Origin of the sequence: Thermococcus indicus (assembly GCF_006274605.1) — an archaeon.
GTDB lineage: Archaea > Methanobacteriota_B > Thermococci > Thermococcales > Thermococcaceae > Thermococcus > Thermococcus indicus.
This window is the reverse complement of record NZ_CP040846.1, coordinates 188,581-201,936: the sequence shown is the minus strand read 5'-3', so window position 1 is coordinate 201,936 and position 13,356 is coordinate 188,581. Positions and strand designations below refer to the sequence as shown.

13 protein-coding genes are annotated in these 13,356 nt (G+C 52.4%); 7 read left to right on the top strand and 6 right to left on the bottom strand.

The window, feature by feature from the left end:
- Positions 1-20: 20 nt before the first annotated feature.
- Both FH039_RS01090 and FH039_RS01085 read right to left on the bottom strand, forming a co-directional pair.
- Positions 21-647 (bottom strand): diacylglycerol/polyprenol kinase family protein, encoded by a 627-nt coding sequence (locus FH039_RS01090; protein ID WP_168188355.1) that lies wholly within the window; start codon positions 645-647, stop codon positions 21-23.
- Positions 619-1,314, bottom strand: a complete 696-nt coding sequence (locus FH039_RS01085) for an HAD family hydrolase (RefSeq protein WP_139679878.1) — start codon at positions 1,312-1,314, stop codon at positions 619-621. Before FH039_RS01085 ends, FH039_RS01090 begins: the two co-directional genes overlap by 29 nt.
- 81 nt (positions 1,315-1,395) lie before the next feature.
- Here FH039_RS01085 and FH039_RS01080 point away from each other — a divergent pair, with 81 nt between their 5' ends.
- The 3 genes from FH039_RS01080 to mfnA are packed head-to-tail and all read left to right on the top strand — an operon-like array spanning position 1,396 to position 4,013.
- Entirely contained in the window at positions 1,396-1,644 is a 249-nt protein-coding gene (locus FH039_RS01080) for a TIGR00304 family membrane protein (protein WP_139679877.1), read from the top strand.
- 1 nt (position 1,645) lies between these two features.
- Positions 1,646-2,821, top strand: coding sequence for a cation:proton antiporter (locus tag FH039_RS01075; protein ID WP_139679876.1), 1,176 nt, complete (start codon positions 1,646-1,648; stop codon positions 2,819-2,821).
- A gap of 37 nt (positions 2,822-2,858) precedes the next feature.
- Complete coding sequence (gene mfnA, locus FH039_RS01070; RefSeq protein ID WP_139679875.1) at positions 2,859-4,013, top strand: tyrosine decarboxylase MfnA; 1,155 nt, start codon at positions 2,859-2,861, stop codon at positions 4,011-4,013.
- Between the two features lie 39 nt (positions 4,014-4,052).
- Here the strand turns inward: mfnA and FH039_RS01065 are convergent, their stop codons facing one another.
- The gene (locus FH039_RS01065; protein WP_139679874.1) at positions 4,053-4,913 is read right to left on the bottom strand and encodes a cation diffusion facilitator family transporter; all 861 of its coding nucleotides are present in this window, start codon (positions 4,911-4,913) and stop codon (positions 4,053-4,055) included.
- A gap of 416 nt (positions 4,914-5,329) precedes the next feature.
- Between FH039_RS01065 and FH039_RS01060 the strand changes: the two genes are divergently transcribed.
- Entirely contained in the window at positions 5,330-6,874 is a 1,545-nt protein-coding gene (locus FH039_RS01060) for a flippase (protein ID WP_240703238.1), read from the top strand.
- 37 nt (positions 6,875-6,911) lie between these two features.
- Here the strand turns inward: FH039_RS01060 and FH039_RS01055 are convergent, their stop codons facing one another.
- On the bottom strand, positions 6,912-7,928 hold the full coding sequence (locus FH039_RS01055; protein WP_240703237.1) for a sulfotransferase: 1,017 nt from the start codon (positions 7,926-7,928) through the stop codon (positions 6,912-6,914).
- A 94-nt stretch (positions 7,929-8,022) separates the two neighbouring features.
- On the opposite strand from FH039_RS01055, the gene FH039_RS01050 reads away from it, so the two are divergent.
- Both FH039_RS01050 and FH039_RS01045 read left to right on the top strand, forming a co-directional pair.
- Positions 8,023-9,024, top strand: a complete 1,002-nt coding sequence (locus tag FH039_RS01050; protein WP_139679872.1) for a glycosyltransferase family 2 protein — start codon at positions 8,023-8,025, stop codon at positions 9,022-9,024.
- Positions 9,025-9,894 carry an alkaline phosphatase family protein gene (locus FH039_RS01045; RefSeq protein ID WP_139679871.1) on the top strand — a complete coding sequence of 290 codons (870 nt, stop codon included), beginning with the start codon at positions 9,025-9,027 and terminating at the stop codon, positions 9,892-9,894.
- A 4-nt stretch (positions 9,895-9,898) separates the two neighbouring features.
- On the opposite strand, the gene FH039_RS01040 is transcribed toward FH039_RS01045, so the two are convergent.
- Both FH039_RS01040 and FH039_RS01035 read right to left on the bottom strand, forming a co-directional pair.
- Positions 9,899-10,807, bottom strand: coding sequence for a glycosyltransferase family 2 protein (locus FH039_RS01040; RefSeq protein ID WP_139679870.1), 909 nt, complete (start codon positions 10,805-10,807; stop codon positions 9,899-9,901).
- A gap of 93 nt (positions 10,808-10,900) precedes the next feature.
- Positions 10,901-12,100, bottom strand: coding sequence for a glycosyltransferase family 4 protein (locus tag FH039_RS01035; protein WP_139679869.1), 1,200 nt, complete (start codon positions 12,098-12,100; stop codon positions 10,901-10,903).
- A 101-nt stretch (positions 12,101-12,201) separates the two neighbouring features.
- Between FH039_RS01035 and FH039_RS01030 the strand changes: the two genes are divergently transcribed.
- Positions 12,202-13,335, top strand: a complete 1,134-nt coding sequence (locus tag FH039_RS01030) for a site-2 protease family protein (RefSeq protein ID WP_139681532.1) — start codon at positions 12,202-12,204, stop codon at positions 13,333-13,335.
- Positions 13,336-13,356 lie beyond the last annotated feature (21 nt).

Here is a 13,356-nt window from a genome sequence, read left to right as displayed (position 1 = left end):
TTCTGGATTTTTCAGCCGAATCAGATGACGAACCCCGCCAGGTAAACGGCCAGCGCCACCGCCAGCTGGTTGGAGAAGTTGTCGTCGGGCGGAAGGTTGTAGAACTCGGCCACCGTTCCGGCTATGGAACCAACCAGGGCCAGGGGGAGGCCAACGAGGGGCCAGAGCATGGCAACTCCTGCCAGGAAGTAGGCTAAACTACCCTCGAGGCTCTTACCGCTGGAGAAGCGGTGCCTTCCGAGAGACTTGCCCACTATGGCCGCCAGGGCGTCTCCGACGGTCGCGACCGTTATGGCACCAACGGCCACCTCCATAGGGAAGAAATACACCACTATGAAAGATGCCGCGGCGAAGTAGATGTGGGCCGCGACGCGGTAGCGCTCGTGGGAGCGGGTTATCTCTTCTATGTGTTTTTCCAGAACCTCAACCCTTCCGATGACGTCCTCATCGACGTATATCCTCAGCTTCCTCTTTATGTTGTCCCTCAACTCCTCTATTATCCGGAAGGGCTCGAGGACGACGAAGAGGAAGAACGAGATGCCTATGAGCGTGAGGGTAAGCTCCCTGCCGAACAGATGGTAGGAGAGCGGAACGAGGAGGCCGGTCATGTGAAGGGACTTACGCTTCAGTTCGCTTTTCATGCTCACGCTTTATCACCTCCAGGGCTTCGATGAGGTCCTTAACCACGTAATCCGCGTGCCTCGCGAGCCTCCCCCTGAAGTAGCCCCTCTGAACCAGTATCGTCGTCGCCCCAATCTCCTTGCCCCCCCTCATGTCGGTCTCGTCCCGGTCTCCAACCATGTATATCTCCTCGTCCGGAAAGAGACGCCTGGCGAGTCTGAAGTTGTGGGGTTCAAGCTTGCTGTGGCCGGTTTCGCCGCTTATTATCAGTGCGTCGAAATAGTCCTTTATACCGAGGTACTCCAGCTTCTTCCTCTGCCACTTGGTGGAGGAGTCCGTGATGAGAACGAGCCTCGCACCCATGGCCTTGAGACCGCTCAGGAAAGGAACCGCGTCCGGATAAAGCTTCAGATTGGAGAAGAACACTCTATCAACCAGTTCCGTTATCTCGTCCAACTCGTCCGGGCTGATTCTGGCGTAGACCTTACCCATCACCTTCTCCACCATCTTGTCGAAGTCAAGGGTATGAATCTCCCGCGACTGCTCCAGCTCGCGGTATCTAGCTGTGAGAATGTAGAAGAACGCCCTGAACTTCCTCCGCCTAAGGAGGTAGGGTATGAGACGGAGAACGCTGTACCTGCCGGCCTCCCAGGTGTTGCAGAGCGTGTCGTCGAGGTCAACGAGCACAAGCATATTAAAGAATCCCCACGGGTCGTTTTAACCCTTTGGGTACCAGCGCTAAGTTTTAAAAGATAAACTGGAAGCCCATACCGTATGGATGGGAAAACGCTGATACTGAGCGGGATGGCGCTGATATTCATCGGCTTCATGCTGGTCTTCATAGGCACCCTTGTCTCTGCCCTCGGCGGCGAAGGGGAGGTCGAGGGCGGGGGAGTGATAATGATAGGCCCGGTTCCGATAATATTCGGAACAAGCAGGGGGGCCGCTGGAATCGCGGCCGTACTGGCGATAATACTCATGGTGCTCTGGCTGCTTGCGGCCCTGCTGACGAGGGGGGAGTGAAGTGGACTTTCTCGCTGCTCTAGCAATTCTTCTCGTCACGGCTAAGAGCATAGAGTGGCTCTTTGAGAGGGTGGAGATACACCCGATAATAGCCCACGTCCTCACGGGAATACTCCTGGGGCCCTTCGTTCTCGGGGTCATCGAGCCGACCGAGGACCTGGCGGTTTTAGCTGAGTTCGGACTGATAATGATGATGCTCTACATGGGGCTGACGAGCAACTTCTCGGCCATAGCCCAGAACACCAAGAAGGCGGTGGTCGTCGCGGCCCTTGGCGTGGCGTTCTCCTTCGCCCTGGGCTTTCTCACGGTCGAGGCCTTCGGCAAGGGGACTACGGCCGCGATATTCATAGGAGTGACCCTCGGAAACACCGCAATAGAGGTAACCAGCGGCGTCCTAGTCAGGGAGAGGGTGAAGCGCGAGGTCTCCTCAATACTCATGGGGGCAGCCTTTGCCGACGACATAATGGCGGTTTACCTCATAGGCATAATCACCGCCCTGGCGGGAGGGGGGCTCGACGCGGCTTCCTTTGGAATACTGACGGTCAAGATATTCGCGTTCATAGCCGCAACGCTTCTGGTATCTGAGTACATCTTCAAGAGGGCCAGGTGGTTCTACTCCATCGTCAGGAACCTCAACGTGTTCTTCACCTTCACGCTCATCCTGACCTTCGCCCTTGCGATCATAGCTGAGAAGGTCGGCCTGAACCAGATAATAGGTGCATATCTGGCCGGACTGACGATAAGCCGCCTCCGCGAGAGGAAGGACCCGCTCGTCGTGACGAGAATAAAGCTCAACGAACTCATAAACGACCTCCAGGTCGTTCTCACCGAGTTCTTCATACCCCTGTTCTTCATCTACGTTGGACTGATGTTCAACCCGCCCCTGGCAGACATAAGCCTTGCCCTTATAGCGGCTCTCTACCTCGCGGCGGTGATGGGCAAGCTCATCGGCTGCGGCCTCGGTGCGAGGCTCTTCGGCCTGAGCTGGAGGGACGCAGTAACGATAGGCCTCGGAATGGGTGGCAGGGGAAGCCTAGAGCTGGCCATACTCACGTTCGGCCTCTCCGCGGGCCTCATAGATCAGGTTCTCTTCGCGAGCGTCATAGCGGTCTCCATGCTCACCGCGCTGACAACACCGGTGTTCTTCAAGGGCTACCTGAAGAGGGCAAAGGCTTAAATTCAGGGGATAAAACTAGGGGCAGGCTGGTGAGACCATGTTCCCGAAGAAAGGAGCGAGCGAAGAGGAAGTTCTGGCGGAGCTGGAGGAGAAGACGTCGGAGGACCTGACCTTTGATTCAGGCAGAATCCTCGGCTCGATGTGCACCCATCCCCATCCCTTCGCCGCGGAGGTGGTGCGGCGTTACATCGACAGGAATCTGGGCGACCCCGGACTGCACGTTGGAAGCCAGAGGGTGGAGAGAGAGGCAATAGCAATGCTGTCCAGCCTTCTTGGCCTCGAAAAGGGCTACGGGAACATAGTCTCAGGGGGAACCGAGGCGAACATCTTAGCTGTGAGAGCCTTCCGCAACCTGGCGGATGTGGAGAACCCCGAGCTCATACTTCCCAGAAGCGCCCACTTCTCCTTCCTCAAGGCGAGCGAGATGCTGAAGGTCCGGCTCGTCTGGGCGGACCTGCGGGAGGACCACTCCGTTGACGTGAGGGATGTTGAGGAAAAGATAACCTCCAACACGATAGGCATCGTTGGAATCGCCGGAACCACCGGGCTCGGAGTTGTGGACGACATTCCGGCCCTGAGCGATCTGGCCCTGGACTACGGGCTTCCCCTCCACGTGGACGCAGCCTTCGGGGGTTTTGTCATTCCCTTCGCAAAGGCGCTCGGCTACGATATCCCAGACTTCGATTTCAGGCTGAGGGGCGTCAAGAGCATAACCATAGACCCCCACAAGATGGGGATGGTTCCCATCCCGGCGGGAGGGATAATATTCCGCGAGAAGCGGTTCCTGGAGGCGATAAGCGTTCCCGCGCCGTATCTGGCAGGTGGCAAGGTCTGGCAGGCGACGATAACGGGTACGAGACCCGGAGCACAGGCGCTGGCGGTGTGGGCGATGATAAAGCACCTCGGATTCGAGGGCTACAAAGAGATCGTGAGGAGAGCGATGGAGCTGAGCAGGTGGTTCGCCGCGGAATTGAAAAAAATCCCGGGCGTTTATCTAATCCGCGAGCCGGTTCTCAACATCGTTTCCTTCGGGGCAGGGAACCTGGAAGAGGCCGAGGAGGAGCTTAAGAAGCGCGGCTGGGGCGTGAGCGCCCACAGGGGATACATCAGGATCGTCATGATGCCCCACGTCAGGAGGGAGCATCTGGAGGAGTTCCTGGGGGATTTGCGGGAGATCATGCTGGGACGTTAATAACACGATATTTAATATCGCGATACTAAAACTGAGACATCACTCCGTAACCCCCTTTATGTCCACGTGAACGAAGGCGACCTCAACCTCGGGGAGGCTCTCTATAACCCTCTTCACCTCCTCGCTGACGTCATGGGCCTCTTTGAGGCTCAGCTCCGGGGGAACCTCTATGTGGAGCTCAACGTGCAGTTTGCTGCCGACGTAGTGAGCCCTCAGGTCATGGACGCCGAGAACGTTCGGGACGCCCAGGGCACGCTCCTTTATTTCCTCGCAGACCTCAAAGGACGGGGCCTGCCCCGTCAGATAGCGGAGGTTCTCAAGGATTATGTCCAGCGAGACCTTCAGGAGGAAGACCGCGACGACGAGGCCCGCGATGGAATCCCCGTACATAAAACCGAGTTCCTGGGCACCGAGACCGATTAGAACCGCAACGCTGCTCAGTGCATCGCTCCTGTGGTGGTATGCATCGGCGACGAGTATCTGGCTGTTGAGCTTCCTGCCGATGTGGACAGAATAGCGGAACATGAGCTCCTTAGAGAGTATCGAAAGCAGGGTGACGCCGAGCATTATGGAGTTGACTTCTATGGCTCCACCCTCAATTATCCTGTAAACGGCATCACGGCCTATCTCGTAGGCCACTATGAGAAGCGCCTCGCCGATTAAAAACGCCACCAGAGGTTCAAAGCGGGAATGACCGAAGGGATGGCTTTTGTCGGGCGGTTTTGAGGATATTCTAATGCCCGCGTAGCCGATGACGCTCGTGATAACGTCGCTTAAGGAGTGGACGCCGTCGGATATCAGGGCGATGCTGGAATACATGAAACCCACGGCTAGCTTGAGCAGGGAAAGGAGAACGTTGCCAAGGATGCTGACCCAGATGGGCCGGTACACCTCCTCCACGGTATCACCACAATTTTGTGCATATGCACACAATATTTAAGCCTTACCGTCCCCTATTTGGATATTTAACTTTATTAGGTTTTCCAATTTTATTAGACTAACCTAATAAAAGAGCAATAAAAATAAGCCGACGGTCAGTCCGTCACTCCATCATCACGAGCCTCAGGCAAGGCTGAACTCATCATCCCGGAAAAGGTTGAAGATGGGCCTTAAAAGGATTGCTCAGAGATCACCTTTCCGTCCTCATCAATCGGTTCGCCCATCACTCATCATCGCGTTCTGAAGTTCTCGGGAGGGCTTAAAATTGTTTCCAAGGAACCCCCTTAATAGTGTAACAGATAGAACTGGCAAGAGGAAACTTAAAAAGTCCTGACCGCAGGATTTTTGCTGGTAGCGTTCTATACACTTCCCGATGGGTGAGCAGCTTGGACGAGACTGGGAAGGCACTCCAGAAGGTTGCACGGGGTATGGGCATAGTCCTAGCTGGCACGGTAATCTCAATGCTCCTCACTTTTCTGAGCAGGGCAATAATAGCGCGCCACTTTGACAGGTATCAGTACGGCTCGTTCACCCTGACCCTCACTGTTCTGAGCATAGCTGTGACCATCTCTCTCCTGGGCCTCCAGAGCGGTCTTCCTCGGGAGATATCCCGCAATCTAAAGGGAAAACGGGAAGAAGTTCCCGCGCTCATCACCACCGGCCTGCTAATGGCAGTAACAGCCTCTCTAATAATGACTGCGGTGACTCTCTACATGGCCCCCCACATCGCTCCCCTCCTCAACGACCGCTATCTCGGGGAAACCCTGCGGCTGGCCGCTCCCGCGCTGCCCTTCATGGTCATGACGGCGCTCCTCGTTGCAGTTTCCAGAGGCTATGGGCGAGTGCGCGAGAACCTGTATTACCGCAACGTCCTGCCACCCCTCCTGTTTTTGATCATTCTCGTGACTGGACTCCTGACCGGGGCGGGTTTTACCTTCGTGTTCCTCGCCTACGTCCTCTCCCAGGTGCTCTCCTCGGCCCTTCTCGTCCGCGAGTCCCTCAGCCTCGGCTTCCTGCCGAGGAGGCCGATCCTCGACTGGAGAATAGCGAGGGAACTGTTCCTGTTCTCCCTTCCACTAATGCTCACCGGAATCCTCGATTACGTGATGGGCTGGACGGATTCGCTGATGCTCGGCTACTACTTCGACCCCGACACGGTTGGCCTCTACAACGGCGCGGCGCCGATAGCGAGACTTTTACCCCTCTTCCTGAACTCGATGGGCTTCCTCTACATGCCAATAGCAACGGCCTTCTTCACGAATGGGGACATCGATGGGCTCAGGAAGCTGTACCGCACCACCACCAGGTGGGTCTTCATACTGACCTTCCCGGTCTTCCTCTTCGTCTTCGCCTTTCCCGAGAGCGCCATCAACCTGTTCTTCGGATCCAAGTACACCGACGCCGCCACCGCCCTCAGGATACTCTCGGCGGGCTTCATGTTCCACGTGATGATGGGCCTCAACGGAATGAGCCTCATAGCAGTCGGGGAACCAAGGGCAAACATGACCGGTAACATCTTCGCGTCGGCCGCCAACGTGGCCCTGAACGTCCTGCTGATACTGGTCTACGGCATAGAAGGAGCAGCGGTGGCGACTTCCGTATCGTACGTCACCGCCAACCTGTACAGAACCTGGTGGCTCCACAGGAAGACGGGGATACACCCCTTCGGGAGGAACTACATCAAGGTTCTGGCCCCAGGACTGGGTCTGACCGTGGCGATGACGGCGATGGGAGTGAGGGATAACCTGCTCACTGCGATCCCGGTCACCGTTGCTGGCTACCTCGTTTACCTGGCCACCATACTGGGCCTGAGAACGGTGGAAGTGGAGGACATCGAGCTTCTCGATGCCATTGAATCCAAGACAGGGGTAAAGCTCGGGCCGGTCAAGAGACTCCTCTCCCGCTTCCTTTCAGATGAGTGAGGCACCTTCGTTCGGTGAAGAGCAGATCGTATGGAGATTATCCAACTACTACACCCCACGTCCCGAGGGCGTCATAATCTGGCTCAGGCTCCGCGGTGTAGAAGTCTAAGCCGAACCATGAGACAACCTCAAGTATCTCCCTAACCTGTCTCTCGCTCAGCTTCTCGCGCCACTTGAGGAGCTGTCTAGGAGTTCCTATATGCTCCTTTCCGTAGATCTTCCTGGTTACTCTGCTGGGCGTTTGTATCCGCTTTACGGCTCCCTCCGGCACTTCCTCTCCGAGGTATCCAAAAATTACCTTCAACTCCTCCTCTGGATTCACAACGAGACGCTCATAGATCACAGTGTACCATGGATACGGTTTCTCGGAGGCCAGAGGAATGTAGTTCTCAAAGGCCCAGATGGTAGCCAGGCGCTCTATCTCGGAATTGATCCCTCTCAGACGCGTGACAAGCTCTTCATCCTCCGCAAGCTCTGGAACCTTGTTAACCTCGTTCAGGAGCTGGCCTACGGTTATCTTTGAGAAGAAGCCCGTGGCAAGCTGAGAGGCTATCGTGGCGCAGGGGTGGCGGATTATGAAGTAGATAGCCCGCAGATTGAACGTATTTGCTATCCATGGAAGCATTGTGTTTGCCCTGACAAACTTAACGAGGAGCTTGGATGCCTTGAAACGGCGGATTATAGTCCCCAATCTAAGGTACTGCATGTAAGGAAAGCGGGCATAGGCACGGCCAGTGAAAACTTTTTCCAAATATGTCCTCAGCTTTGGGTAGTCCCCCTGTGCAGGAACATATGGTTCGTATGGTATGCCAAGCTTCTTAAACTCAGGATACCAAGAGGGATGAAATGGCTCGAAGATGGATTTGTATTCTGGAAGAGATTCCAGAAGCTCCATAAGCCACGTAGAGCCGGAACGAGGAGTTCCAGAGATTACTACGGTGCCATCGGTTTTAAAATTATGTAGGTGTGCAGTGATTAGATCAAGGGTATAATTGGTTCCAGAAGCAAGGAACGAGAGTGACCCCATCAGCTTTCTCCCTCCGATGACACTCAAAACATGTGTTAATGGGGGCTACTTAAATAGTTTGCGACATCTGCCCAGCTATATTTTTAAATCATTTCAAAGTTCTCATTTTGGTAGTGATGCCATGCATGTATCGGTCATCATATCAACACTCTACAAGCGTCCCGAAGAGTTCAAAGAGTGTCTTGAGTCCATAATTGAACAGACAGTCCGTCCCACAGAGGTTATAATCATCAACGGCAGCTTCGATGGTTCATGGGAGGCAGTTAATAAGGAGTTCAAGAACATCTTCAAGAAAATGCGAGATGCTGGAATCGCTGTGAAACATATTCCCCTCCCAGGTGCTAGTCTGCCCCATGCCCGGAACACAGGGGCAAAGCTAGGGAAAGGAGATATACTTCTATTCCTCGACGATGATGTCGTTCTTGAGAGAGACTACATAAAGAACCTAATCAAAGTGTATGAGGAATATCCAAACGCTATGGGTGTTCAAGGTTTTATAACCAATAGGATAAACCCAAACAACCCGCTCATCAGGTTCAGTTTTCTGAAGTTCCTCTGGTGGCTCCTCCAGCGAGGATACTATGAAGTCAATGTTCATAGGCAACTCCCCTCTCTCTCCGAGATCATCCCCTACCGGGTTACTAGAGTGATAACACGAGAAAGCCTCAGTGGGACTAATATGTCATATCTAAGTGGGGTCTTTAAAGACCTCAAATTCGACGAGCGCCTCAAGAGATACGCAATAGGGGAAGACAAAGATTTCTCATATAGGGTCTACAAACTATTTCCAGCCTCACTCTACCAGACTCCCCACGCAAGGTTAGTACATCGAGAGGCCCCTACCGGGAGGCTTTCATCAAAGCAGTTTGAAACTATGAAACAGGTCTATCATCTGTATTTATTCTACAAGCTCTTCGATCAGAACACCAAAAATAAAGTCATCTACATTCTCGGTAGGATGGGAGACCTCCTGCTCCACTCTATACTCTTAGTGACTTCCGGCTTCAAAAAGGAGAGAGCTATCAAGGTCATCTACATGATTGAAGCCATGTGGCTCGCCCTCTCAAACCGAAACCGGATTAAAAAAGGAGAAATAAACTTCTGGTGGGATGAGGTGAGTTAAATGAAAAGGATAATCATATTAGGAATCGACGGACTGGAATATAATCTAGTCAGAGAGTGGGATTTACACCATATCAAACAAAGGGCTTACACCAAGACAGATCTTTCAGACTTCAGGGTCATAGTTACCCCCCCAATATGGGCATCCATGATTACCGGCAGAAGAGTTCCTGAAATAGAGAAACCCTTCATCAGGAGGCAAAAATTTATAGCCCAAGAAACTGCCATCGAGAAGAACATTAAAAAGCCCCTCTATGTTAAAATTGGGGCCAAAATACTACCGGAAAATGTCAGGCGGAAAATCGGAGACATAGTGGCTCCTAACCCTTTTGAAAAAACCTACGATTATCTTCTCAGGACAAAGAGATACAAAACAATCTTCGACTACTTTGACAAAACCTGGACCAATGGTATCCCATCCTACGGAAGAAACGTCTCAACACCGGAGGTTAAAGCTACCATGGGGGAAGCAGTAAAAGGCAACCTTAAACCACTCATAGAGTACGCAATGAAGACTTACGAAAAAGATAGGAAAGCACTGATGGAGGCCCTGGAGGAGGATTACGAGCTTATCTTCTGGTACACCCCGTTCCTCGACGAGGTGTCCCACTTCCTCATAGGGAAGAAGCTCAAGCTCATGAACCTCTACCTCGACCTCAACAAGCTGGCGAAGCTCGTCTCCGAGAAGCTGGACGAGGGCGACGTTCTCTACATAATCTCCGACCACGGAATGGAGCCCGTTCCGGGAGACCCACGCGGTGGAGACCACTCAGATCATGGATTTTTCAGCAGTAACACGGGAGAACTCATAGAAAGGCCCCAGGATCTCTTCAAGCTTATTATCATGAAATCCCCAAAGCACAGGAACTAGTCGGTTATTTCACGGTCTCTGTTAAGATTATTTTAACAATGTTATTCCAAATGCTCATGTCACGTTTAACAAAGGCCCTAACCCGAACGTTATCAATACAATGCTCTTTTGTAAGCATTTTTTCTAAATATCCCCTCAAAAATCCGGAGGCTTTAATAGGGCTGCCGGTTATACCCATGTAAAGTGCCCACAAAAGAACCGTACGAACAGGAGTCCCAAGGCAATAATTAACGTATCCCCTCCGAATCGCGGCCTTGTAGTACCCATACCTCTCCTGAGTCGGCCTCGTCTGGACCGCAATAGCATTGACAATCTGTCTAACATCCCAACCCTTTACTCGGGCCATATAATTGGAGAGAACATCCGGAGCATAGAACTCCCTATATCCCCCGATATCATTAAAACATTCCCGCCTAAAAACTCGAGGACTGCCCCGGGCAAAATTTGGATTGGTACGTTCCCAGGTTAACTTTTTCTCCCGCAGGATGTACACGCCACCACTTGCGATCCCAAGCCTTGGATTTTTCGTGAATTGCCTTAAAACCTTCTCAAAGAACCTTCTTTCCAAAATAAAATCGGCATCTACCAGAGCAATAAACCCGTAGGGGATGCCCTTCTCGTGGGCAAGCTTTCGAGCAACCTCAAACCCTTTTCTGACTACAACAGAGTACCTAAATGTAGAATCATATTCAAAAAATTGATCCCTCAGTTCATAACCAACTATCCACCCATGATTAGAGGACAACTCTTTAATCAGTTTCCCGGTCCCATCAGTGCTGTTATCATTCACGATAACCCAAAGTTTGGGTCTTACTGTCTGATTCATCACGCTCCTGGCAAGTAAGGGGAGCGATTTCTCTTCATTTTTGGCCGGGGTTACAAGTATGTAGCTCCGGGTTCTTGTACTTCTCATGGTTCCCCAAGAAAAAGACCCCCAACAGGTATATAAGAATCACGCATTTTCGAGAAAACACACCCACGGCAAGATAAATTTAGGAAAGCAAAATTATATATCACTGGATTTTATTAAATCAAGGACACGAAGTAATCTTTTTGCAGAACTTTCCCGACTGTACTGAATGACATAAATTCTTCCCAAGGCAGACGCCTTATACAGGTTTGAATCCAGCATTTTAAGCATGCATGCCATGACTTCCGTGGGATTCTCCCCAACGCACCCTGCTTTGCTCTCAAGGGCAACCCGCTCAATTTCCCCACGTCCCACCCCAACAAAGGGAAGGCCACACGCAAGATACTCATATATTTTTGAAGGAATGGCATATTTCAGACTCTCGTTGGCTTTTATTGGAGCCACACCAATCAGGGAAGAGCATAAAAGTTTAACGACCTCCTCCCTGGGTAACATGCCAGCATATCTGACCCATCCCGACAACCCCAGTTTCTCAATCATCGCAAGCACATCCTGGAGGGTCTCCCCGCTACCAGCCAGAATAATGGGTAGCCTATCTTTTTCATCCAGGCGGGAATAAGCTTCCAGGAAGGTTTTAAAATCCTGAGCATGCCCGAAGTATCCAGCATAAACCATTCTGGGATACTTTCTCGGCTTGTCACACCCAAAAAGATCCAGATCAACGCCATTTGGAACGATATAACATTTTTCGGGGTTCATCCCATATGTTTCCGCCAGCCGCTTTCGTATCATCGGAGTTACCACAGTCACAGCATCGGCAAAATTTAGAGCACTATACTCCAAAAATCTAAATAATTTTTCAACTACAGTTCCATGCTTTATAAAACCCAAACCAACACTAACATCAAGGAACAGATCCCTGACATCAACTATAACCTTTTTTTTCAGAAGTTTTGCAGTTAAGGCCACAAGATACAGCTGCGGTGGGGGGGATGTTATCATAACGGCATCCACTTCGTTTCTTCGCAGAATCAACCAGAGAACCGCAAGAACCGGGAAAATCGTATAGTACAAAACCCTCTCAAGGCTTGATGCGTTTTCTGATGGCTGATAAGTGAAGAGCCTGATTACGTTCCCCTCTCGTTTTGCAAGCTTAAATTCCCGCGGAAAATTCCCAAAGGGATAAGTCTCAATCGCCGATACCACGGTTACATTAACACCGAAAGCTCTCAAATACCTGTACAGATCACCAATTCGAGAAGCATTGCCCCCTTTCTCCGGCGGGAATGTTTGAGTAAATACAACAAGGCTGCCCCTCTTTTTCGAATTATCCATTTATTCTACCACCAAAAACATATCCGGGTTCTAAAATATAAGGATTGCCTTCCACATTATATTTTTAAACCCCCATAGAAAAGTCCCATTAGGTGACCCAAATGAACACCACCCTCATCGCAGTCATCGCAGGAATAGCCGCATTCTGGGTTATCCTCTACGCCCTCTTCGGAAGACGGGAAGAGAGGGAGGAGGGCCTAACGGTTGATCTTTTCATCGCCATGTGGAGAACGAAGAGACTGCTCGGGTTCATCGACGGTCTCGCGCGCAGGAGCAGACGCTTCTGGAAGGTCTACGCGGATGTCGGAATCGCCCTCGGCTTTATGGGCATGGTCTACGTCTTCTATGCCCTCCTCAGAACCGCCCTGCAGACCATCCAAACGGGTGGTGAGCAGGCGGGGGTTCAGCTCGTCATCCCCGGGATAACCATACCCCTCTGGTACGGCCTGATAGCCCTCGCCGTCGTGATGGTGGTCCACGAGCTCAGCCACGGGATAGTGGCAAGGGCCGAGAACCTGCCGCTGAAATCCGTGGGTCTGGTTCTCCTAGCCGTCATACCCGGTGCCTTCGTCGAGCCGGACGAGGAGGAGCTTGAGAGGGCCTCCCTGCGCACCAGGCTGAGGGTTTACGGAGCCGGCTCACTCGCCAACGTTACAACGGCGTTCCTGGCTGTTTTGATCCTTAACTTCGCAATATCCCCCGTTCTTCAGCCTTCGGGAATTCTCGTGTCAGGGGTTCTCGACGACGGCCCGGCCTACGGGGTTCTCCAGAAGGGGGACGTGATAGTGGCGATGGACGGGGTTCAGATAAGGGACATGGAGAACTTCATAAACTTCATGAACGGGACGAAGCCCGGCCAGACCGTCACGCTCACGGTCCTCAGGGGAGGCCAAGAGATTAACCTCCAGCTGAGGCTCGGGGCGCATCCGGATAACCCTGAGAAGGGCTACATAGGAATCTACCCCGCGCAGAACGTGGTCTCAAAGGTTGGAGCCGACTGGCTGGTGCTCTCGCTGTTCTTCACATTCTATTGGATATACGTGCTCAACATAGGCATCGGCCTTATGAACCTCTTCCCGCTCGTCCCGCTGGACGGCGGGAGGATGCTGGACGACGTGTTCAAGCGCTACCTGCCGGAGAACGTCGCGAAGCCGGTCAGGTACTTCACCATAGGGGTGGGCCTCTTCCTGCTGGCGCTCAACATCCTTCCGGCACTGAGGAACCTCATCGGCTGAGGCTTAACTTTTTTAATACCT